The organism is Pigmentiphaga sp. NML080357 (assembly GCF_002188465.1).
In the GTDB taxonomy this organism is placed as follows: domain Bacteria; phylum Pseudomonadota; class Gammaproteobacteria; order Burkholderiales; family Burkholderiaceae_B; genus Pigmentiphaga.
This window is the reverse complement of record NZ_NINW01000050.1, coordinates 60,976-81,435: the sequence shown is the minus strand read 5'-3', so window position 1 is coordinate 81,435 and position 20,460 is coordinate 60,976. Positions and strand designations below refer to the sequence as shown.

The following is a 20,460-nucleotide window of genomic DNA, read 5'->3' as shown; positions in this document are numbered from 1 at the left end:
GGAGCCGACGCGACCTGGTCGCGCGGCCTGGCGGGACGGCGCCCGCCAGGCCGCCCCTCGTCTACCTCGTCAGGGCGGCGCCGGGGGCAAACTCGCTCCGCTTCGCCGCGCTCAAACAGGCCCCCGACGACTTCCCCGCCCTTCCTTCGGTAGCCCTCGGCGCGCTCTGACACGCCGCATCGGCTCCGCCCAACCGGCACGAGCTGCGGCAGTTGACTGCGCAAGGGTCGGAAACTCGCCGGCACGAGCCACCGGCTGGCAAACCTCCAGTGTAACGGAGTCTAAGGGCCACGAGGAAAAGCCTGCAGCAGCGCTTTCCTGGCAACGTCCAAGAATCGGTCCCATCCTCTGGTTTTCACCAATTTGTACGGTCGTACAACAAACTGTACGATCGTACAAAACCCTTAGATCGAGACATGGCTACCCAAGCAAGAACCTCTGCTCCCCGCCGCGCCCGTCCGCGGGCCGAGGCGGAAGAAGCGCCGGACCGGCGCCGCAATATCCTCGCCGCGGCCGAGCGGCTGTTCGCGCGGCATGGCTATCACGGGGTGTCGATACGGGACATCGCGGAGGAAGCCGGCGTGCCGCTGGCTCTGGTGGGGTACTACTACGGCCCCAAGCTCGAGCTCTACGAGGAAATCTTCCGCCAGCGCTCGGGCTACATCAAAGAGCGGCTGGCGGCGCTGGAGACGCTTTGGCAGGGGCCGCGGGAGGAATTGCTGGAGCGCATCGTGCGCGCCTTCGTGCGGCCGGCGCTGAAGCTGGCGGCCGATCCCGAGGGGCGGCAGTTCATGCAACTGGTAGCGCGCAACCTGGTGGAGCAAGGGCCGGAGAACAGCGGTCCGCGGGCGGAACTCTTCGATCCCGTCGCGCATGCCTATATCGACGCGTTCATGAAGGCGCTGCCGGGCATCTCGCGCGCCCAGGCGGCATGGTGCTACCAGTTCTCGCTGGGCGCCTTGATGCATCACATCAGCGACCAGCGCATCGAAGACCTGTCGCACGGCGAGGCCAAGGCGCGGCAATTCGACCGTTCGGCCGAACTGCTCTGCCGCTTTCTCGCGGCGGGCATACGCAGCGCGTGCAACGTCTAGCCGCCCCTCTGCCCTGAACACACCTTCACCGGAGACATCATGAAGACGTCGAAACTCGTCCCTGCCCTGGGCCTGGCACTCGCATTGTGGGCGGCCGGCGCGGCGGCGCAGACCCGCGTTACCGTGGCCTACACCGCGGTATCGGAGTTCATGCCGCTTTTCGTCGCCAAGGAACGCGGCTTTTTCGCCAAGCGCGGCCTCGAAGTGACGCCGCAGCAGCTTGCGCTGAGCGGCGTCATGCCCGCGGCGCTGCAATCCGGCTCGGTACAGATCGCCGGCGTGGCCAGCCCCGTGCTGCTGCAGGCCAACGACAGCGGCATGGATCTGGTAGGGCTGGCGGGCACCAGCATCCATAGCCAGTCGTCCAGGTCGATCGGCCTGGTCGTGCGCAACGGCGGCGGGGTCAAGAGCGCGGCCGACCTGGTGGGCAAGAAGATCGCCGTGCCCGGCTTGAACGCGGCGCTGCACATCATCGGCCGCAAGTGGCTGGCCGACCAGGGGGTGGACACGCGCAAGGTCACCTTCGTGGAAGGCGCCTTCCCGCAAATGGGCGATCTGCTCAAGGGAGGCTCCATCGACGCCGCCGTCACCGCCGATCCGTTCCTGGGCCGTATCGTGCAAAGCGGTGCCGGCACGCTGCTGTCGCCGTTGGCGCCGGATCTGCCCGCCGGGTTCTCCAACATGCTGTACATGTCCACGCGCGCCTGGCAGCAACAGCATGGCCAGGCCATCGAAGGTTTCCGCGCGGCGCTGGCCGAGGCGCTGGAATTCGCCGCCGCCAATCCGGAGACCGCGCGCGCCGACATGGGCAAGTACCTCAAAGTACCCGCACCGGTACTGGCGAGCCTTGCGGTGCCCGTCTACAAGGTGCCGTTAGCCAGCGGCGAATTGCAATTCTGGGCCGACACCATGCGCCAGCAAGGCATGCTGCGCAAGACGCCCGACCTTGCCGCGATGGTGGCGAAGTGACCGCGGCGTTGCGCGAAGCAAGCTTGGATCCGAGTGTCGCGGTCCGCCCCGCCGCACAGCCGCTGATCCGGCTGGACGGGGTGGCGCTGGACCTGGGCGGACGCCGCATCATCAACGGCCTGGATCTCGCGCTCGGCCGGGGTGAATTCGTCTGCGTCGTGGGTCCGTCGGGCTGCGGCAAGACTACGCTGCTGCGGCTGCTGTCGGGCCTCGTTCGCCCGACTTCCGGCCGCATCCTGCGCGACGACAGGAACGTCGATGGCCCGGCGCAGGACGTGGCCATCGTGTTCCAGGACTACGGGCGCGCGCTGCTGCCCTGGCGCACCGTGGCCGGCAACGTCTCGCTCGCGCTCGAGGCCGCCCGCGTGCCGCGCGCCGAGCGGTCGGCGCGCATCGCGCCGCTGCTGGCCCAGGTCGGCCTGGCTGCCCATGCCGCGAAGTATCCGGCCGAATTGTCCGGCGGCATGCAGCAACGCCTGCAGATCGCGCGCTGCCTGGCGCAGCGGCCGGCGGTCCTGCTGATGGACGAGCCGTTCGGCGCGCTGGACGCCATGACGCGCCAATCGCTGCAGGACGACCTGCTGGCGCTGGTCCGCCAGCACGGAACCACCGTGCTGTTCATCACCCACGACCTGGAAGAAGCGATCTACCTTGGCGACCGCGTGATCGCGCTGCGCGCCAATCCCGGATCTCAACGCAGCAGCCTGGCGCAGGACATCGTGATCGAGCTGCCCCATCCGCGCGACCAGCTCGCCACCCGCGAGCATCCCGAATTCCTGCGCCTGCGGCGCTTCCTGTTCGATTTCATCCAGGAGCCGCGTCCGTGAGCCGAGGCTACCTCTCGCGCCTGCGCGGCCTTGCACTGCCCGTGGCCGCGCTCCTCGCCGCCGAACTCGCCATGCTGGCCACGGGCGCGCAAAGCGACGCATTCGCCCGGCCGTCGGAAATCCTGCGCGCCATGTGGGCCGCCGCGCTCGACGGATCCCTTGCCGCCGCCTCGGCCCAGACATTGGGCAACGCGCTGCTTGGCCTGGCGATGGGCGGCGGGATCGGCCTGGCGTGCGGCCTATGGTTCGGCGCGGTGCCGCGCGTGGGGCGCCTGTCCGCGCTGACGGTCAATCTGCTTCGTCCCCTGCCTTCCGTAGCCCTGGTTCCCATCGCGATGCTGGCATTCGGCTTCGGCTATCGCATGGAAAGCGCGGTGGTGGCCTTCACCTGCATCTGGCCCATGCTGATGTTCGCCCAGGACGGCGTGGCGCGCATCGAACCGCGCCTGCTGGAGGTTGCGCAAGTCCTGGGCCTGCGCGGCCTGCGGCGGGCCTGGAAGATCGTCCTGCCGGCGGCGCTGCCGCGCATCTTCGTCGGACTGCGGCTGTCGCTGGGCATCGCGCTGACCATCGCGGTAACCACCGAGATCGTCGCCAATCCCATGGGCCTGGGCTACGGGCTCAGCATGGCGCAACAAAGCCTCAACCCGGCACTGATGCTCGCGCTGGTCATCTGGATAGGCGTGCTGGGCTGGGCGGTAAACGCCGGTCTGCTGCGGCTGCAGGAACGCCTGTTCGGCCGCCGGGGAGCCCGCCCATGAGCGCCGCGCTTGCGCCGCCGCGCCTGGCACGGCGCCTGGGCGATGCCGCGGGCGGCCTGCTGGTCCTGCTCGCGCTCGTCGGAGCCTGGGCCTGGGCCAGCGCGGCCGGCTGGGTTTCGCCGATTTTCCTGCCTTCGCCGCAGGCCACGTGGGAAGCCCTTCGGCACGGGCTCGCCGAAGGCGATCTTGCCGCCGCCAGCGCGGCCACCGTGGAACGGATGATCTATGGCTGGGTGCTGGCATCGGCCCTTGGCGTCGCGATCGGCACGCTGATCGGCATTTCGCCCGCGCTACGCGCCTGGATACAACCCACGCTCGAGTTCATCCGCCCCTTGCCCGCCTCGGCGGTGATGCCGGTCGCCATCGCGCTGCTCGGCTTGTCGCCCGGCATGGTACTGGCCGTCATCGCGTTCGGCGCCATCTGGCCGGTGCTGCTGTCTACGGTGCACGGTTTCGCGTCGATCGATCCGCGCCTGCACGAAGTCGCGCGCGTGCTCGGCCTGTCGCGCCGCGCGTTCGTCGCCAAGATCGGCTTGCCGCACACCCTGCCGGACGTGATCACCGGCATGCGCCTGTCGCTGACCATTGCGCTCGTGCTGGCGATCGTCGGCGAAATGCTGGCGTCGCAGACCGGACTGGGTTCCGCCATCCTCATGGCAGCACGGTCGTTCCGCGCCCCGGAGCTCTACGCAGGCGTGGTCCTGCTGGGCATCATCGGGCTGCTGAGCAACGTCCTGCTCGCGCTGGCCGAACGCATGGTCCGCATCCATCGCTGATCCCTTCCACCCTACCGTCCGGACGCATCATGTCACGCCGCATCGTCGACCTTTCCATCTATCTCGAGAACGACGTCCTCTCGGACCCGCCTTCGCTTGCCCCACGCATCACCTACGAAAATCACGTGCAAGGCGTGGCCGGCTTCCAGCGCCTGCTGCCGGGACTGAAGGCCGAAGACCTGCCCGACGGCGAAGCCGCGGCCGCCGAATGGGTCACCCTGACGACGCACAGCGGCACGCATCTGGACGCGCCCTATCACTTCCACTCCACGATGAATCGCGGCGAACGCGCGATCACCATCGACGAGGTCGACCTCGACTGGTGCTTCCAGCCTGGCGTCAAGCTGGATTTCCGCCACTTCCCCGACGGCTATGTCGTCACCGCGGCCGACGTCGAGGCCGAACTCGCACGCATCGGCCACACACTGCGGCCGCTGGAGATCGTGCTGGTCAACACGCGCGCCGGGTCGCGCTACGGTCATCCCGACTACGTCGACACCGGCTGCGGCATGGGCTACGAAGCCACGATGTACCTGCTGGAACGCGGCGTGCGGTTGACCGGCACCGACGCCTGGAGCTGGGACGCGCCGTTCTCCTACACCGCGCGCAAGTATGTGGAAACGGGCGACAAGTCCCTGATCTGGGAAGGCCACAAGGCGGGCCGCGACATCGGCTACTGCCACCTGGAGAAACTGCACAACCTCGAGAGCCTGCCGCCCGACGGTTTCTACGTGAGCTGCTTCCCGCACAAGGTGCGCGCCGCCTCGGCCGGCTGGACGCGCGCCGTCGCCATCTTCGACGACCGTCTCTTCGCTCCTCTCTGAACCCGGAGACCGCCATGCTCGAGCTCTACAACGCCTCGGTGTCCACTTGCAGCCAGCGCGTGCGCATGGCGCTGGCCGAGAAAGGCCTGGACTGGGTCGATCGCCGGCTTTCCCTGCCGGACAACGAACATCTTTCGCCGGCGTACCTGGCGATCAATCCCAACGGCCTGGTGCCCACGCTGGTGCACGATGGCCGCGCCATCGCCGACTCGTCGGTCATCATGGAATACCTCGAAGACGTGTTTCCGTCCCCCGCCCTGCGGCCTTCCGATCCGTTCGAACTCGCCCGCATGCGCGTATGGACGCACTACATCGACGAGGTGCCGACGGCCGCCACGCGCATTCCCTCGTTCCATCACGTATTCGGTCTCGGACTGCGCCGCCTGCCGCGTCCGGTCCTGGAAGACGTGGCTGCGCAGCGGCCCCTGCGCAAACACATGTACCTGCGCATGGGCCCGGACGGGTTCGGCCGGCAGGACCTGGCCGAGGCCATGGAGCAGATCGAGCAATCGCTGGCCCGTGCCGAAGGGGCGCTTGCCGACGGCCCCTGGCTCAACGGCGCGGCATTCTCGCTCGCCGACATCAGCATGCTGCCCACGGTCGTGCGCATGGAAGACCTCGGCTTCGCGCACCTGTGGGCGCAGCGGCCCCGGGTCGCCGACTGGTATGCGCGCATGACGGCCCGGCCGTCGTTCCAGGCGGCCTACTACCCCGGCAGCCGGGTCTCGCCGCCGCCTGCGGTTGGCGCGCCCGCGCGCTAGGCGCTTCGATCGATTCTTTCCACGCATACGGAGACTTCCAATGCATTCCCTGCTTTCGCGCCTGATGGCGGCATGCGCCGCCCTCGTCTCGTGCGCCGCCATCGCCGCTCCCTATCCCGACAAACCCGTGCGCTTCGTCGTCCCCTACGTGGCAGGCTCGCCCGCCGACCTGGTCGCCCGCAAGCTCGGCGAAGATCTCGCCCGGCAACTGGGCCAGCCCTTCATCGTCGAGAACAAGGCCGGCGCCAACGGCATGATAGGCAGCGAGTTCGTGGCTCGCGCCGCGCCCGACGGCCATACCCTCATGATCGGCAACATGGATACCCACGCGCTCAACCCGCTGCTTTACCGGCACATCCGCTACGAGCCCGCGCGCGATTTCTCGCCCGTGGCCCAGCTCGGCATCCTGACCGCGATGCTGGTCGCCCGGCCCGACGCGCCCTTCCAGGACGGCCGCGGCCTGATCGACGCGGCCTTGCGCGCGCCGGGCAAACTGACCTACGGCTCCTGGGGCCTGGGCAGTGTCGCGCACCTGTGGGGCGGCCTGCTGGAAGAATCGGCCGGCATCCAGTTGCTGCACGTGCCTTACCAGGGCACGCCGGCGGCGATGAACGCGCTCATGGGCAGCCAGATCGACCTGCTGTTCGCGCCGCCGGCGCTGGCCGTGGCCAACACGAAGAACGGCAAGATGAAGATCCTGGGTGTGACCTCGGCGGCGCGCCAGCCGCAATACCCGGACGTCCCCACCCTGGCCGAACAGGGCTTCAGGGGTTACGACGGAACCACGTGGTTCGGCGTGTTCGCGCCGGCCAAAGTACCGGCCGACATACTCGACCGCCTGAACCAGGCGATCAACCGCACGCTCTCCAGCGCCGCGATGGCCGAGACCGCCGCCACCCTGGCGATGACCGTCACCCCGGGTGACCGCCAGCAACTGGCGCGCACCATGGCGGCATCGCGCGAGAAGTGGGGCAGGATCATCGCCGACAAGAAAATCCGGCTGAACGATTGACCGACGCCGAGGAGGTTCCCGCATGAAACTCGCAACCTTGAAAGACGGCAGCCGTGACGGCCGCCTTGCCGTCGTATCCGCCGACCTGGCGACCGCGGTCCATCCTGCCCGGCCGCCGACCATGCAAGGCTTGCTGGAAAACTGGCAGGCGCTGCAACCGGAACTGGCCGCGCTGTATGACGCGCTGAACCGCGGCGCGGCGCAGTCATCGTTTCCCTTCGATCCGGCACGGGCGATGGCGCCGCTGCCGCGCGCCTATCAATGGCTGGATGGCTCGGCCTTCGCCAATCATGGGCTCTGGATGCAGCGCGGATTCGGCGTGCCGCCCATCGATACCACGCTGCCGCTGATGTACCAGGGTGGCTCGGACGATTTCCTCGGCCCGCGCGACGACGTTCCGCTGCCGGACGAAAACCATGGCATCGACTGCGAGGGCGAGATCGCGGTCGTGCTGGACGACGTGCCGATGGGCACGAGCGCGCAAGCGGCGCTGGCTCACGTGAAGCTGGTCATGCTGGCCAATAACTGGAGCCTGCGCGGCCTGCAGCCGCGCGAAATGAAAACGGGCTTCGGTTTCATCCACGCCAAGCCGTCGACGTCGTTCAGTCCGGTGGCGGTGACGCTGGACGAGGTGGACGGGCATTGGCGCGACGGGCGGCTGCACCTGCCGTTGCGGGTGGAAGTCAACGGGCGGTGGATGGGGCATCCGAATGCGGGGGAGATGAGCGTCGGATTCGGGGAGCTGATCGCGCATGCGGCGACGACGCGAAGGCTGCGTGCAGGGACGGTGATCGGGTCGGGGACGGTATCGGATCCCGCGGAAGGCGCCGGGTCGGCGGCGCTCGCGGAAGTTCGAGCCATCGAGAACGCCACGCGCGGCGCGATTTCGACGCCCTTCCTCAAGTTCGGGGATCGCGTCCGGATGGAAGTGCTGACGTCGGCCGGAACCAGCGTGTTTGGCGCGCTGGACCAGAAGTTGATACACGGCGGGTCTTGATCGGGGCGGCCCGGATTCTCTTGCGGCGGCCGTACCAGTCGGCAACGGTGCAAGACCCAGGATGCGGTGGATCCGGCTCCGCCGGTCCACCCGCATCGCCCCCTTGAGGGGGACGCGCGAAGCGCGGCGGGGGTGGGCTTCCCTTCCGGTCAGCACCTAGGGGGATCATTTATAATAGTCCACAAGCCGGGCCGGACTGTCTCCTCCACGCATCCGTTCCGGCCATCGGAGGGCGGTATAGTAGGCCTATCGTCCCGTTGATCCGGAGCTGACCTTTTGAAGTTGCATTCCGACCCTGCCTCGGCGCTGAACACCGTGACCGCCTATGGCGATGGATACGTCGAAGTCAACCGCGTCCGTTTCGAGCACGCCGTCGTGTTCGGCCCCGAGGGCGATGTCACTGCCTGGTCTGTTTCCAGTTTCGAAGAAATCGATGCCGCCGCCATGGCGCAGGTGGTGCGCCCGGATGCGCCCAAGCCGCCCGAGGTGCTGCTGGTCGGCACCGGCGCGCGCCAGCGCTTCCTGGCGCCCGCATTGCTGCGTCCGCTCCTGAGGGCGGGGGTGGGGGTCGAAATGATGGACACCCAGGCCGCCGCCCGTACCTACAACATTCTGATGGCCGAGGGGCGCCGCGTGCTCGCTGCGCTGATTCCGGCCTGACCGATGCGCCCGACCATCCACATTTCCCCTCGTTTCCCGGAGCCCCACGCATGAGCACCGCCATCGGGCGAGCCGCCCCCGCCTTCACCGCGCCCAGCACCGACGGCGACATTTCGCTGAAAGACCTGAAGGGACGCATCGTCGTCATGTACTTCTATCCGCGCGACAACACCCCGGGCTGCACGACCGAAGGGCAGAACTTCCGCGACCGCTACGCCGATTTCCAGGCCGCGGGCGCCGAAGTGCTGGGCGTCTCGCGCGACACGCTCGCCTCGCACCAGAAGTTCAAGGAAAAACAGGAATTCCCCTTTCCCCTCATCGCCGACCCCGACGAAAAGCTGTGCGAACTCTACGGAGTCATGAAGATGAAGAACATGTACGGAAAGCAGGTGCGCGGCATCGAACGCAGCACCTTCCTGATCGATGCCCAGGGCAAGCTTCGCCAGGAATGGCGCGGCGTGAAAGTGCCCGGACACGTGGACGCCGTGCTCGAAGCCGTGCGCGGGCTGGCCTGAGAAAGCCGCCTCCTCGCCTCGTCCCCATGGAACTCCCCCGCCACGCCCGCGAACCGTCCGTCCGGCTCTGCCGCGCGGCGGGCGCCGCCGCCGGGCGCCGGGGCGAAAGCGTTTCCCCCTGCGCGCCGCAGCCGCTCCCGAGAACGAGCAGCGGCCTGGGCGCTTGGGCAGATCCGTCTCCCTTCCAGCGCACGCATCGACCGCCGGCAGGCGTACCATGCTTGCAATGGAGGATGCAGTATCGTTGAGCTTCCCTTACAGAGGAGATCCGCGCTCATGCCGCTTCCCAAGATGCCCACCCGGCCCGCAGCAATCCTGTCCTTCCCTTCGGGTGAACCAGCGCGTCCCGTAGCCCGCGGCAAGCAGTCCGAAGTCGAGCAGCCCCCGCCCTCCTCCGCCGAGCTCCACGAAGTCCAGCCCCAGTTGGCGGGGATACAGGCCGCTCCGGCCAAGACCGCGCGCAAGACGGCCAAGTCCAAGTCCGGCACGCTGCTGACACCGGCCGCCAAGGCACCCGAAGCGCCGGTGGCGCGGGCGCCGCAGCCGGCCTCCGCCAAGGCCCAGGCGCCCGCCAAAACCACGGCCAGGCCCGCCACCGGCAAGCGCAAGGCCAAGTCGGCCGGGCCGGAAGTCGCCAAGCTCTTCGTGCTGGACACCAACGTGCTGATGCACGATCCGAGTTCGCTGTTCCGCTTCGAGGAGCACGACATCTTCCTGCCGATGATGACGCTGGAAGAGCTCGACAATCACAAGAAGGGCATGTCGGAAGTCGCGCGCAACGCCCGCCAGGTCAGCCGCTCGCTCGACGAACTGGTCAGCGACATCGGCGACATGGATGCCGGCATTCCGCTCGACAAGCTCGGCAACCGCGATGCCCTGGGCCGCCTGTACCTGCAGACGACGCTGCTGACGGCGTCGCTGCCGTCGGGCCTGCCCGCCGGCAAGGCCGACAACCAGATCCTGGGCGTGGTCCGCGCGCTGCAGGAACGCTTCCCCGAGCGCGAGGTCGTGCTGGTGTCCAAGGACATCAACATGCGCGTCAAGGCGCGCGCCCTCGGCTTGCCCGCGGAAGACTACTTCAACGACCAGGTGCTGGAAGACTCCGACCTGCTCTACACCGGGGTGCTGCCTCTGCCCGACGATTTCTGGGACAAGCACAGCAAGGGCATGGAATCCTGGCAACAGGGCGGCAGCACCTTCTACCGCATCACCGGCCCCCTGTGCGCGCAATTCGCGGTCAACCAGTTCGTGTACTTCGAAGGCAGCATGCCGCTGTACGCGCAGGTCAAGGAGGTCGTGGGCAAGACCGCCGTGCTGCAGACGCTGCGCGAGTACACCCACAGCAAGAACAACGTCTGGGGCATAACCGCGCGCAACCGCGAGCAGAACTTCGCGCTCAACCTGCTGATGAACCCCGATTGCGATTTCGTGTCGCTGCTGGGGCAGGCGGGCACCGGCAAGACGCTGCTGGCACTGGCCGCCGGGCTGACGCAGGTGCTCGAGACCAAGCGCTACACCGAGATCATCATGACGCGCGTGACGGTTCCCGTGGGCGAAGACATCGGCTTCCTGCCCGGGACCGAGGAAGAAAAGATGCTGCCCTGGATGGGCGCGCTCGAAGACAACCTGGACGTGCTCAACATGGGCGATGGCGAGGGCGGGCACGGCGGCGACTGGGGACGGGCAGCCACCATGGATCTGATCCGCTCGCGGGTGAAGGTCAAGTCGCTCAACTTCATGCGGGGCCGCACCTTCCTCAACAAGTTCCTGATCATCGACGAGGCCCAGAACCTCACGCCCAAGCAGATGAAGACCCTCATCACCCGCGCCGGCCCCGGCACCAAGGTGGTTTGCCTGGGCAATATCGCGCAGATCGATACCCCCTACCTGACCGAGGGTAGCTCGGGCCTCACCTATGTGGTCGACCGCTTCAAGGGATGGCCGCACTCGGGTCACGTCACGCTGCAGCGCGGCGAGCGCTCGCGCCTGGCCGACTACGCGGCCGAGGTGTTATGAGATGACGACAGACCGTACGGCTGGCGACGGCTATCTGCGCGCCATCTGGAATGCGCTGGGGGGACAGTCGTCCCTGCCCGATGGCGTCGTGTTCCGGGGGGCGGGCAGCCTGCCGTCGGTCTTTCCTGTCACCGATCTGGCCGCCGCCGCCATCGGGGCGGCCGGCCTCGCGGTTGCGGAAGTGCTCGCGCTGCGCCACGGCCAGTTGCCCGAGGTCCAGGTCGACAAGCGCCTCGCCTCGTTCTGGTTCGGCTCGTCGCTGCGCCCGGTAGGCTGGAAGCTGCCGCCAGCCTGGGACCCCATCGCCGGCGACTACGAAGCGGCCGACGGCTGGATCCGCCTGCATACCAATGCGCCCCATCATCGCGCGGCCGCGCTGCGCGTGCTGGGCTGCGCGGGCGACCGTGCCAGCGTGGCGGAAGCCGTCAGGCGGTGGCAGGCCCTGGACCTGGAGAATGCCGTCGTCGAGCAGAAGGGCTGCGCTGCGCAGATGCGCAGCCTCGCCGACTGGGCCGCGCATCCGCAAGGCGCCGCCGTGGCCGCCGAGCCGCTGGTCTGGCGCACCACAGCTCCCGCCACGGACAAGCCGGCGTGGCCGGTTTCCCGCGATCGGCCCCTGCAGGGCGTGCGGGTACTCGACATGACTCGCATCATCGCCGGGCCCGTGGCGACCCGCTTCCTGGCCGGCTACGGTGCCGAAGTGCTGCGGCTCGACCCGCCGGGCTGGGACGAGCCCGTGGCCGCGCCCGAACTGACCCTGGGCAAGCGCTGCGCCCGCCTCGATCTGCGCGGTACCGAAGGACGGCGCACGTTCCGCCAATTGCTGCGCGATGCCGACGTGCTGGTGCACGGCTACCGGTCCGATGCACTGTCCTCGCTGGGCTTCGATGCCGAGCAGCGGCGGCGGATCAATCCGGGACTGGTGGATGTCTCGCTCGATGCCTACGGCTGGACAGGTCCATGGAAGACCCGCCGCGGCTTCGACAGCCTGGTGCAAATGAGCTGCGGCATAGCCGATGCCGGCATGCGCGCGCTCGGCCAACCCCGGCCGGCGCCGCTGCCGGTGCAGGCGCTGGACCACGCTACCGGCTACATCATGGCGGCCGCCGCCGCACGGGGCCTGGCCGAACGGCTGCGCAGCGGCGCTGGTGGCGAGGCGCGAACTTCGCTGGCACGCACCGCCGCGCTGCTGGTCCAGGGCAAGGCCCCGGCCGACACCGCGGCGTTAGCCGCCGAAACGCGCGACGACTGCACCATGCCGTCGGAAATGACCGCGTGGGGCCGGGCGCGCCGGGTCAAGGCACCGGTGGAAATTGCCGGCGCGGCCATGGCGTGGAATCTGCCGGCCGGCCCCTTGGGGGCGTCTCCCGCGACTTGGTAGAGCTGGCGGCTACGGCTCCAGCCACTCCTGCCGTACCTGGGCATCGGCCTGCAAGGCGGCCGGCGTCCCTTCGAACATCACCGCCCCATGGCCCAGCACGCAGACGCGGTCGGCAATGTCGAGCGCCAGGTCCAGCTTCTGCTCGATCAGCAGGATAGCCACGCCACGGCGGCGCAGGCTGCGGAAGAAGTCGGCCAACTGAGCCACCACCATGGGCGCCAGCCCTTCGGTCGGTTCGTCCACCAGCATCAGCGCCGGATCTCCCATCAGGGTGCGGGCCAAGGCCAGCATCTGCTGTTCGCCGCCCGACAGGCGCTGTGCCGGCACGCGTGCCCGCTGCGCGAGCGCCGGGAACAGCTCATGGACGTCTTCCATGCGCCAGCGGCCGGGACGCTTGCCCTTTTGCCCGAGCGTCAGGTTTTGCTCCACCGTCAGGTCGGGAAAGATGTCGCGGCTCTCGGGCACATAGCCGATGCCCAGGCGCGCGATTTCGAACGTGCGCAAGGCGCCGATGTCCCGCCCCCGCCAGAGGAACTCCCCCCGGCGCGCCACCAGCCCCATGACGGCGCGCGCAAGCGTCGAGCGGCCGGCGCCGTTGCGGCCGAGCAGCCCCACGATTTCGCCGTCCGCGATGCCCAGGTCGACGCCTTGCAGCACGTGGGCGCGACCATACCAGGCATGCGCGTTTCGGAGGCGCAGCAAATCCGCGCTCACGACCGTCCTCCCGGAAACCGGCCGAGGTAGGCCCGGCGCACCGCCTCATCATCGCGGATGCCCGAGGGCTCGCCGGTGGCGATCAACTCCCCGCGCACCATGACGGAAATCCGGTCGGACAAGCCGAATACCACCTGCATGTCGTGCTCCACGATGAGCACTGTCCGGTCCCGGCACGTTGCCCGTATCAACTCGGCCATGCGCGCGGATTCGCCGCGGTTCATGCCGGCCGTGGGCTCGTCCAGCAGCAGCACGCGGGCATCCGCCGCCAACACCATGCCCAGCTCCAGCGCCCGCTGTTCGGCGTAGCTCAGCTCGCCCGCCGCGGCGCCGGCGCGCTGTGCCAGCCCCACACGCGCCATGACTTCGCCGGCGCGCTCGGCCAGGGGCCCGGCCCTGCCCAGCCCGCGCCACCAGGCATACCCGAGACCGCACGAGCGCATGGCGGCGCAGCGCAGGTTGTCGAATACGGACAGGCGCGGGAACACGTTGGCGACCTGGAAACTGCGCGACAAGCCGAGCCGGGCCACGCGATGCGCGGGCAGCCCCGTCACGTCGCGACCATGCAGCCGCACGGTGCCCGACGAAGGCGCCGCCAGGCCCGAGACCACGTTGAACAGCGTGGACTTGCCTGCCCCGTTCGGGCCGATCAGCGCATGCACGTCGCCGGCGGCGACGCGCAGGTGCACCTCGTTGAGGATCCGTGCACTGCCATACCGCTTGCTGATGCCCTCGAGCACCAGCGCATCCGCGGCAGACGGCGGAATGGATTTTTCAGGCATCGCGTCCCTCCGGCATCGCCGGCAGCCTCGCACGGCCGCGCCACGAGCACGCCGCGCCGGCCACCAGCAAGACGCCCGCCGCGACCCACGGCCCGGCTCCGGACGGATCAAGCGCCTTGGCTGGCGAGGCGGTCGTTGCCATGCTTCCTTGCGCATGGACCACGGCGTAAGCCAGCTCGATCGCCAGGCAGAGACCCAGGGCCAGCGACAATGTGCCCACGGCCGTCCAGCCGAATTCGCGCGCCACCGCCACGGGCCCATGGCGCCGGATTCGCCGCGCGAGGCCGTGCGCCGCGCCGGCCAATCCGCCTGGCAGGAACAGCACGGTCGCTGCGAAAGCCAGGCCGAGGTAGAGTTGCCAAGCGCCGGTATAGCGCGACAAGGCGACCGAGAAGAAGACGACCACCACGGCGCCTGCCACCGGCCCGAGGAAGAACCCGCTGCCGCCGACGACGACGGCCAGCAGCACGGTGCCCGAACGGACCGCGCCCAGGCTGTCGGCGCTGGCGATCTCGAGATTGAGCGCCGCGAGTCCGCCCGCGATACCGGCAAAGAACGCGGACGCCATCAGCATCAGATAGCGTACGACGTGGGGATCCTGGCCGACGAAGGCGGCACGCTGCGGGTTGTCGCGCACGGCATTGGCCAGCATCAGCAGCGGCGTGCGGCCGAGCGCGCGCATCGCCAAGGCGCACGCGGCCGTCCAGCAGGCGGTGAGATAGTAGATGTGCGTATCCGGCCCCAGGCTCCAGCCGGGCCACAAGCCGGGCACGAACGCAGGGCCGGCCGTGCGATCGGCCGTCAGTCCGCCTTCGCCCCCGAACCACTCCGGAAGCATGCCGGCCGCCGCATAGACCAGTTCGCCGATGGCGAGCGAAATCATGGCGAACGGCGTACCGCCACGGCGCGTGGTCGGATAGCCGATCAGCGCGGCGAAAGCGGCCCCGGCCAGCCCGCCAGCCAGCGGCAGCAGGGCCACGGGCAGGACAAGGCCGCCCGCTTCCATCCCGCGCAGCAAGTGGATGACCGCGAAGCCGCCCAATCCGGCATAGACGGCATGCCCGAACGACAGCATCCCGGTCTGGCCGAGCAGCAGGTTGTAGGACAGCGCGAAAACCGCCATCGCGCACATCTGCGACATCAGCCCCAACTGGAAACGGCCGCCCAGGACCAGCGGCGCGAACGCCAGCAAAGCCAGCAGAACGGCGCCCCATGTCCAGCCGGTCCGGGAACCCATCCGGCCCGGCCTCATGTTTCGCGCACGCCCATGAGCCCCCGCGGCCGCCAGACCAGGACGGCGACCATCAGCAGATATGGCAGCACCGGCGCGATGCGCGACAATGGCCATGCGGCCAGCGCCTGCGCCGTGGCCGGCGTGGCCCCCAGCCAGGACGCCGCGCCGGCCAGTGACAGCGCCGACCCGACAGCGAGCGTCTGCAGGAGGCCGATCAGGAGACTGGCGAGGAAGGCGCCCGGCAGCGACCCCAGCCCCCCCACCACAGTAATGACGAAAACGATGGGCCCCAAGGCCTGCGCCATGCCGGGGTCGGTCACGAATATGCTGCCGCCTATGGCGCCGGCCATGCCCGCCAGCAGGCAGCCCGCGCCGAATACCAGCATGAACACACGGGGCACGTCGTGGCCCAGCGCCTGCGCCATGGCCGGGTGGCTGATGGCGGCCTGCACGACCAGCCCCGTGCGCGTCCGCTTGAACCCCCACCACAACGCCGCCAGCATCGACCCTGCCACTGCCGCGATGAGCAGGCGATAGGCGGGAAACGCGTGGCCGCCAAGGCTGAAAAGCGGCTCGGCCAGGGCCGCCGGGACGCGGTAGGGCACGGCGGAGCGGCCCCACGCCAATTGCACCAGTTCCACGACGACGTAGGCCAGCGCGAAGGTGAATAGCAGCTCGGCCACGTGGCCGCGCCGGCGCAGCCGGCGCAGGGCAAACCGCTCGATCGCGGCGCCCGCCAGGCCCACCAGCACGGGGGCGAGGAACAGCGCGATCCAGAACGCGGCGCCGGCCAGCACGGGCACGCGGGCGAGTGTGCCGGCTACCGTGTAGGCGAAATACGCGCCCAGCATGTAGAAACTCGCGTGTGCGAAGTTGATGATGCCCATCATGCTGAATATCAGGGTCAATCCGGCCGACAGCATGAATAGCAAGAGGCCATAGCAAAGGCCGTTGAGCAGCGAAACGATCAGCCCGTCCAACCATGAACTCCCTGGGCGGCCGCGCCGGCCTGGCCGGGAAGCGGCGCATGGCGCCGCCGGCGCGGAAAGAGTGGAAACGAAACGAGAAACGACGGCAAATAGGTTAACCTTGATTGATGTCCGGCGTGACGCCGGCCACCGACCAAGGCCACCGTTTTGAAGCTCGCCAGCACACTCCAGTCCCTGCGCACTGACAACTCGTTCGCCGCGCTGCCGAATGCGTTCTACTCCCGGGTCTCGCCCCAGCCCCTCGGCGACCCCTGGCTGGTGCATGCCAATCCCGAGGCGGCCGCGCTGATCGGCCTTGCGCCCGAAGCCCTGTCCACGCCCGAGTTCCTCGACGTGTTCTCCGGCGCCCGTCCGCTGCCCGGCGGCGCGCCGCTGGCGGCAGTCTATAGCGGCCACCAATTCGGCGTCTGGGCCGGCCAGCTCGGCGATGGCCGGGCGCTGCTGCTGGGCGAAGTCCAGGGCTCTGGCGGCAACTGGGAACTGCAGCTCAAGGGGTCGGGCTTGACGCCCTATTCGCGCATGGGCGACGGCAAGGCCGTGCTGCGCTCTTCGGTACGCGAATATCTCGCATCCGAGGCCATGCACGGGCTGGGCATTCCCACCACCCGCGCGCTCGCGCTGGTCGCGTCCGACGATCCGGTCATCCGCGAGACGGTCGAAACTGCCGCCATCGTCACCCGCATGTCGCCCAGCTTCGTGCGCTTCGGCTCGTTCGAACACTGGGCCAGCCGCCAGCGGCCCGACTTGCTGCGCGTGCTGGCCGACTATGTCATCGACCGCTTCTATCCCGAGTGCCGCCCCGCGCCCGCGGGCGAAGCCGCCACCGAAGCCGGCCCCTACCTGAGGCTGCTGGCGGCGGTCACGCGCAAGACCGCGGAGCTCATGGCCGACTGGCAGGCGGTCGGCTTCTGCCACGGGGTCATGAACACCGACAACATGTCGATACTCGGCCTGACGCTCGACTACGGCCCCTACGGATTCATGGATGGTTTCGACGCCCACCATGTCTGCAACCATTCGGATACGGCCGGCCGCTATGCGTGGGATGCCCAGCCGGCGGTGGGCCATTGGAACCTGTACCGCCTCGCCGGCGCGCTCCTGCCGCTGGTGCAGGACGAGGCCGCCCTGCGCGCCGCGCTAGCCGGCTACGAGGCTACGTTCGTCGACGCCTTCCACCGCAAAATGGCCGCCAAGCTGGGGTTCAGGCAATGGCAGGCCGGCGACGAGGAACTCCTCAACGGGCTGTGGTCCGTCATGCATCACAACCGCGCCGATTTCACCCTCAGCTTCCGCCGCCTGGCCGAGGTCGCCACCGCCGACGGCGCCCCCGCGCCTGCTCCCGACGCCGAGACCTTCGAGGATCTGTATGCCGATCGCGAAGCGGCCCGCGCATGGCTGGCGGGCTACCGTGAACGCGTACGCCAGGACGGCCGCCCCGACGCCGAACGGGCGGCGGCCATGCATCGCGTCAATCCGCTGTACGTGCTGCGCAACCATCTGGCGGAGCTCGCGATCCGCGCCGCAAAGGAACGCGACCCGAGCGAAATCGACCGGCTGCTGCAATTGCTGCGCGACCCCTACACGGAACGGCCCGGCTACGAAAGCTACGCCCGCGTGCCACCCGACTGGGCGGGCTCTCTCCAAGTCAGCTGCTCTTCATGAGGTAGACCATGTCCGACAGGCCCAAAGTCAAGAAATCCGACGCCGAATGGCGCACCCTGCTCACCCCCATGCAATACGCGGTGGCACGCGAAAAAGCCACCGAGCGCGCCTTCACCGGTGAATACTGGAACCATCGAGAACCGGGCATCTATCGCTGCGTCGCCTGCGGCACCCCGCTTTTCGCCTCGGACACCAAGTTCGAATCGGCCTGCGGCTGGCCCAGCTACTTCGCTCCTCTCGACCCTGACAACGTGCGCGAGGAACTCGATACCAGCCACGGCATGGTGCGCACCGAAATACTGTGCAACGTCTGCGATGCCCACCTGGGCCACGTATTCGAAGACGGCCCGCCCCCGACCGGGCTTCGTTATTGCATCAATTCGGTGTCGTTGAAATTCGAACCATTTAGTGAGTCTTAGTCTTCCTCCAAGGGGAAAGCGCCTCGCACGCAGACTGTCGGCCCAATGCCTGGCGCGGCAGGCCTTGGACAAAACGACGCTTTCCCTGTCTCAATCCCGCACCCAGGACGCTCGCGACCTCAATGAAACTACTGTTCGACCTTTTCCCGCTGCTGCTCTTCTTCGCCGCCTATAAATTCGCCGACATCTACGTCGCGACCGGCGTGGCCATGGCGGCCAGCGTGCTGCAGATCGTCTGGCTGCTGGCTCGCCGCAAGCAGATCGAGCCCATGCACTGGATCAACCTCGCCATCATCGTGGTATTCGGCGGCGCGACCCTGTTCCTGCACGACGAGGTCTTCATCAAATGGAAGCCCACCGTGCTCTACTGGCTGTTCGCCGTCGTGCTGGCGGGCGGCCAGCTGCTGCTCAAGCGCAACTTCCTGCGCAGCATGCTGGGCAAGCAGATCCAGCTGCCCGACGCCATCTGGAACCGGCTCAACCTCGCCTGGGTCCTGTTCTTCACCGCGGTAGGCGGCCTCAACCTGTACGTCGCCTACAACTGGCCCACCGAAACCTGGGTCAGCTTCAAGGTATTCGGCATCTTCGGATTGCTGCTGGTCTTCGTCGTATTGCAGTCGATCTACCTCGGCCGCCATATCAAGCAGCCCGAGGAAATGTCCGCCCAGGACATCGCCAAGCGCGAAACCGACGCGGGGGCCGAACGGTCATGAACGAGGAACGCATGGCCCAGATCCGCCAGCGCCTGCAGGCACTGGCGCCGCCCACCGCCATGGACGTGCAGGACGAGTCGCACCTGCATGCCGGTCACGCCGGCGCGGCCGGGGGCGCGGGACACTTCCGGCTACGCATTGTTTCCTCCCGTTTCGCCGGGCTGAACCGGGTGGCTCGCCATAGGCTGGTGTATGATCGATTGGCAGACCTGATGCCCGCGCACATCCACGCGCTGGCCATCCAGGCACTGACGCCAGAAGAAGACTCCGCACCAACCTCTTGAGCCCGGTCCCTTTCCTACCGATCTCCCCCTTCCTTTCTACCTTCAAGGACTTCCATACATGAAGCGTGTTTTGATGATGGCTGCCGCGCTGACCGTGGCCGCTCCGGTTTTTGCGCAAAACGCCGCCGTGGTCAACGGCAAGGCCATCCCCTCGTCGCGCGTGGACCAATTCGTCAACTTGCTGACCAAGCAGGGGCAGCCCGACTCGCCCCAGCTGCGCGAGCAGATCCGCGAAGAGCTCATCAATCGCGAAATCTTCCTGCAGGAAGCCGACAAGCGCGGCATCGCCAAGCAGCCCGAGGTCCAGGCCGAAATCGACCTGACCCGCCAGAGCGTGCTGATTCGCGGCCTCTTCAATGACTACCTTGCCAAGAACCCGGTCACCCAGCAGGAAGTCCAGGCCGAGTACGACCGCGTCAAGAGCGCCCAGGGCGACAAGGAATACCAGGCCCGCCATATCCTGGTCGAGAGCGAAGCCCAGGCCAAGGACATCATTGCCCAGCTGAAGAAAGGCGCCAAGTTCGAGGATCTGGCCAAGCAGTCCAAGGACCCCGGCTCGGCCGCCAACGGCGGCAGCCTCGACTGGGCGCCCGCCGCCACCTATGTGAAGCCCTTCGCCGACGCCCTGGCCTCCTTGAAGAAAGGCCAGACCACCGAAGCGCCGGTGCAGACCCAGTTCGGCTGGCACGTCATCCGGCTGGAAGACGTCCGCCCGGTGCAGTTCCCGCCGGTGGACCAGCTGCGCCCGCAAATCGAGGAATCCCTGCGGCAGACCAAGCTGCGCGACTTCCAGACCGGCCTGCGCGAAAAAGCCAAGATCCAGTAATTTGTTGGATTGAACCAACAAAAAAGGAAAGCCTGATAATTAAATTTTCAACAATCAGGGTTTCCCTGGGTTGATGTCAACGCCCCGTAAAAACAGCGCTTCCACGCCTGTTATACGGGGCGTTTCTTTTGGCCGCTCGTCCTGCGGCGCCTGCCGCCTCGCGGCTCGCCCATCGACTCGGGTTGCAATTAGGTAACAAAACCTTATGTCCAAGCACAACACATTTTTATTACGTCGGAATTAA

At 67.9% G+C, this 20,460-nt stretch carries 22 protein-coding genes; 18 read left to right on the top strand and 4 right to left on the bottom strand.

The genetic code is table 11. From position 1 onward, the window contains the following. The first annotated feature begins 416 nt into the window (after nt 1-416). The 13 genes from CDO44_RS26095 to CDO44_RS26035 all read left to right on the top strand — a co-directional run bounded on the left by CDO44_RS26095 (nt 417) and on the right by CDO44_RS26035 (nt 12,593). Entirely contained in the window at nt 417-1,094 is a 678-nt protein-coding gene (locus tag CDO44_RS26095; RefSeq protein WP_087783198.1) for a TetR/AcrR family transcriptional regulator, read from the top strand. 39 nt (nt 1,095-1,133) lie between these two features. After that, entirely contained in the window at nt 1,134-2,063 is a 930-nt protein-coding gene (locus tag CDO44_RS26090; protein WP_087783197.1) for an ABC transporter substrate-binding protein, read from the top strand. 23 nt (nt 2,064-2,086) lie between these two features. Next, nucleotides 2,087-2,890: an ABC transporter ATP-binding protein gene (locus tag CDO44_RS26085; RefSeq protein WP_233146371.1), complete on the top strand. Its 804-nt coding sequence runs from the start codon at nt 2,087-2,089 to the stop codon at nt 2,888-2,890. Next, nucleotides 2,887-3,651: an ABC transporter permease gene (locus tag CDO44_RS26080; protein ID WP_233146370.1), complete on the top strand. Its 765-nt coding sequence runs from the start codon at nt 2,887-2,889 to the stop codon at nt 3,649-3,651. The genes CDO44_RS26085 and CDO44_RS26080 overlap by 4 nt, the downstream gene beginning before the upstream one ends. Further along, entirely contained in the window at nt 3,648-4,427 is a 780-nt protein-coding gene (locus CDO44_RS26075; protein WP_087783195.1) for an ABC transporter permease, read from the top strand. Before CDO44_RS26080 ends, CDO44_RS26075 begins: the two co-directional genes overlap by 4 nt. Before the next feature lie 29 nt (nt 4,428-4,456). Further along, nucleotides 4,457-5,251 carry a cyclase family protein gene (locus CDO44_RS26070; RefSeq protein ID WP_087783194.1) on the top strand — a complete coding sequence of 265 codons (795 nt, stop codon included), beginning with the start codon at nt 4,457-4,459 and terminating at the stop codon, nt 5,249-5,251. Nucleotides 5,252-5,265: 14 nt separating this feature from the next. Further along, complete coding sequence (locus tag CDO44_RS26065) at nt 5,266-6,012, top strand: glutathione S-transferase family protein (protein ID WP_087783193.1); 747 nt, start codon at nt 5,266-5,268, stop codon at nt 6,010-6,012. Between the two features lie 40 nt (nt 6,013-6,052). Continuing rightward, nucleotides 6,053-7,024 (top strand): tripartite tricarboxylate transporter substrate binding protein, encoded by a 972-nt coding sequence (locus CDO44_RS26060; protein WP_087783192.1) that lies wholly within the window; start codon nt 6,053-6,055, stop codon nt 7,022-7,024. A gap of 22 nt (nt 7,025-7,046) precedes the next feature. Next, complete coding sequence (locus tag CDO44_RS26055; protein ID WP_087783191.1) at nt 7,047-8,021, top strand: fumarylacetoacetate hydrolase family protein; 975 nt, start codon at nt 7,047-7,049, stop codon at nt 8,019-8,021. Between the two features lie 276 nt (nt 8,022-8,297). Then, nucleotides 8,298-8,681, top strand: a complete 384-nt coding sequence (locus CDO44_RS26050) for an Mth938-like domain-containing protein (protein ID WP_087783190.1) — start codon at nt 8,298-8,300, stop codon at nt 8,679-8,681. A gap of 50 nt (nt 8,682-8,731) precedes the next feature. Next, on the top strand, nt 8,732-9,196 hold the full coding sequence (locus CDO44_RS26045) for a peroxiredoxin (RefSeq protein ID WP_087783189.1): 465 nt from the start codon (nt 8,732-8,734) through the stop codon (nt 9,194-9,196). A gap of 276 nt (nt 9,197-9,472) precedes the next feature. Further along, nucleotides 9,473-11,212 (top strand): PhoH family protein, encoded by a 1,740-nt coding sequence (locus CDO44_RS26040; RefSeq protein WP_087783188.1) that lies wholly within the window; start codon nt 9,473-9,475, stop codon nt 11,210-11,212. Nucleotide 11,213: 1 nt separating this feature from the next. Beyond that, nucleotides 11,214-12,593: a CoA transferase gene (locus CDO44_RS26035; protein ID WP_087783187.1), complete on the top strand. Its 1,380-nt coding sequence runs from the start codon at nt 11,214-11,216 to the stop codon at nt 12,591-12,593. 9 nt (nt 12,594-12,602) lie between these two features. Here the strand turns inward: CDO44_RS26035 and CDO44_RS26030 are convergent, their stop codons facing one another. From CDO44_RS26030 to CDO44_RS26015, 4 genes are read right to left on the bottom strand one after another with little or no spacing between them, the layout of a single operon-like run. Beyond that, nucleotides 12,603-13,295, bottom strand: coding sequence for an ABC transporter ATP-binding protein (locus CDO44_RS26030; protein WP_087783213.1), 693 nt, complete (start codon nt 13,293-13,295; stop codon nt 12,603-12,605). A gap of 8 nt (nt 13,296-13,303) precedes the next feature. Beyond that, entirely contained in the window at nt 13,304-14,089 is a 786-nt protein-coding gene (locus CDO44_RS26025) for an ABC transporter ATP-binding protein (RefSeq protein ID WP_087783186.1), read from the bottom strand. Next, nucleotides 14,082-15,326, bottom strand: coding sequence for a branched-chain amino acid ABC transporter permease (locus tag CDO44_RS26020; RefSeq protein ID WP_158213445.1), 1,245 nt, complete (start codon nt 15,324-15,326; stop codon nt 14,082-14,084). The genes CDO44_RS26025 and CDO44_RS26020 overlap by 8 nt, the downstream gene beginning before the upstream one ends. An 11-nt stretch (nt 15,327-15,337) precedes the next feature. After that, complete coding sequence (locus CDO44_RS26015; RefSeq protein WP_198951454.1) at nt 15,338-16,303, bottom strand: branched-chain amino acid ABC transporter permease; 966 nt, start codon at nt 16,301-16,303, stop codon at nt 15,338-15,340. 156 nt (nt 16,304-16,459) lie between these two features. Between CDO44_RS26015 and CDO44_RS26010 the strand changes: the two genes are divergently transcribed. The 5 genes from CDO44_RS26010 (at nt 16,460) to CDO44_RS25990 (ending at nt 20,216) form a co-directional block, all read left to right on the top strand. Beyond that, nucleotides 16,460-17,974 carry a YdiU family protein gene (locus CDO44_RS26010; protein ID WP_087783184.1) on the top strand — a complete coding sequence of 505 codons (1,515 nt, stop codon included), beginning with the start codon at nt 16,460-16,462 and terminating at the stop codon, nt 17,972-17,974. Nucleotides 17,975-17,982: 8 nt separating this feature from the next. Continuing rightward, nucleotides 17,983-18,393 carry a peptide-methionine (R)-S-oxide reductase MsrB gene (gene msrB / locus CDO44_RS26005; RefSeq protein WP_087783183.1) on the top strand — a complete coding sequence of 137 codons (411 nt, stop codon included), beginning with the start codon at nt 17,983-17,985 and terminating at the stop codon, nt 18,391-18,393. Between the two features lie 122 nt (nt 18,394-18,515). Beyond that, entirely contained in the window at nt 18,516-19,106 is a 591-nt protein-coding gene (locus CDO44_RS26000) for a septation protein A (protein ID WP_087783182.1), read from the top strand. Further along, nucleotides 19,103-19,390 (top strand): BolA family transcriptional regulator, encoded by a 288-nt coding sequence (locus CDO44_RS25995; protein ID WP_087783181.1) that lies wholly within the window; start codon nt 19,103-19,105, stop codon nt 19,388-19,390. Before CDO44_RS26000 ends, CDO44_RS25995 begins: the two co-directional genes overlap by 4 nt. 58 nt (nt 19,391-19,448) lie before the next feature. After that, the gene (locus CDO44_RS25990; RefSeq protein ID WP_087783180.1) at nt 19,449-20,216 is read left to right on the top strand and encodes a peptidylprolyl isomerase; all 768 of its coding nucleotides are present in this window, start codon (nt 19,449-19,451) and stop codon (nt 20,214-20,216) included. The last annotated feature ends 244 nt before the right edge of the window (nt 20,217-20,460 follow it).

Excerpts from the sequence above, each read along its gene's own strand:
- CDO44_RS26095 (WP_087783198.1), top strand. The coding sequence starts at position 417 with ATGGCTACCCAAGCAAGAACCTCTGCTCCCCGCCGCGCCCGTCCGCGG.
- CDO44_RS26090 (WP_087783197.1), top strand. The coding sequence starts at position 1,134 with ATGAAGACGTCGAAACTCGTCCCTGCCCTGGGCCTGGCACTCGCATTG.
- CDO44_RS26075 (WP_087783195.1), top strand. The coding sequence starts at position 3,648 with ATGAGCGCCGCGCTTGCGCCGCCGCGCCTGGCACGGCGCCTGGGCGAT.
- CDO44_RS26070 (WP_087783194.1), top strand. The coding sequence starts at position 4,457 with ATGTCACGCCGCATCGTCGACCTTTCCATCTATCTCGAGAACGACGTC.
- CDO44_RS26065 (WP_087783193.1), top strand. The coding sequence starts at position 5,266 with ATGCTCGAGCTCTACAACGCCTCGGTGTCCACTTGCAGCCAGCGCGTG.
- CDO44_RS26060 (WP_087783192.1), top strand. The coding sequence starts at position 6,053 with ATGCATTCCCTGCTTTCGCGCCTGATGGCGGCATGCGCCGCCCTCGTC.
- CDO44_RS26055 (WP_087783191.1), top strand. The coding sequence starts at position 7,047 with ATGAAACTCGCAACCTTGAAAGACGGCAGCCGTGACGGCCGCCTTGCC.
- CDO44_RS26045 (WP_087783189.1), top strand. The coding sequence starts at position 8,732 with ATGAGCACCGCCATCGGGCGAGCCGCCCCCGCCTTCACCGCGCCCAGC.
- CDO44_RS26040 (WP_087783188.1), top strand. The coding sequence starts at position 9,473 with ATGCCGCTTCCCAAGATGCCCACCCGGCCCGCAGCAATCCTGTCCTTC.
- CDO44_RS26035 (WP_087783187.1), top strand. The coding sequence starts at position 11,214 with ATGACGACAGACCGTACGGCTGGCGACGGCTATCTGCGCGCCATCTGG.
- CDO44_RS26025 (WP_087783186.1), bottom strand. The coding sequence starts at position 14,089 with ATGCCTGAAAAATCCATTCCGCCGTCTGCCGCGGATGCGCTGGTGCTC.
- CDO44_RS26020 (WP_158213445.1), bottom strand. The coding sequence starts at position 15,326 with ATGGGTTCCCGGACCGGCTGGACATGGGGCGCCGTTCTGCTGGCTTTG.
- msrB (WP_087783183.1), top strand. The coding sequence starts at position 17,983 with ATGTCCGACAGGCCCAAAGTCAAGAAATCCGACGCCGAATGGCGCACC.
- CDO44_RS26000 (WP_087783182.1), top strand. The coding sequence starts at position 18,516 with ATGAAACTACTGTTCGACCTTTTCCCGCTGCTGCTCTTCTTCGCCGCC.
- CDO44_RS25995 (WP_087783181.1), top strand. The coding sequence starts at position 19,103 with ATGAACGAGGAACGCATGGCCCAGATCCGCCAGCGCCTGCAGGCACTG.
- CDO44_RS25990 (WP_087783180.1), top strand. The coding sequence starts at position 19,449 with ATGAAGCGTGTTTTGATGATGGCTGCCGCGCTGACCGTGGCCGCTCCG.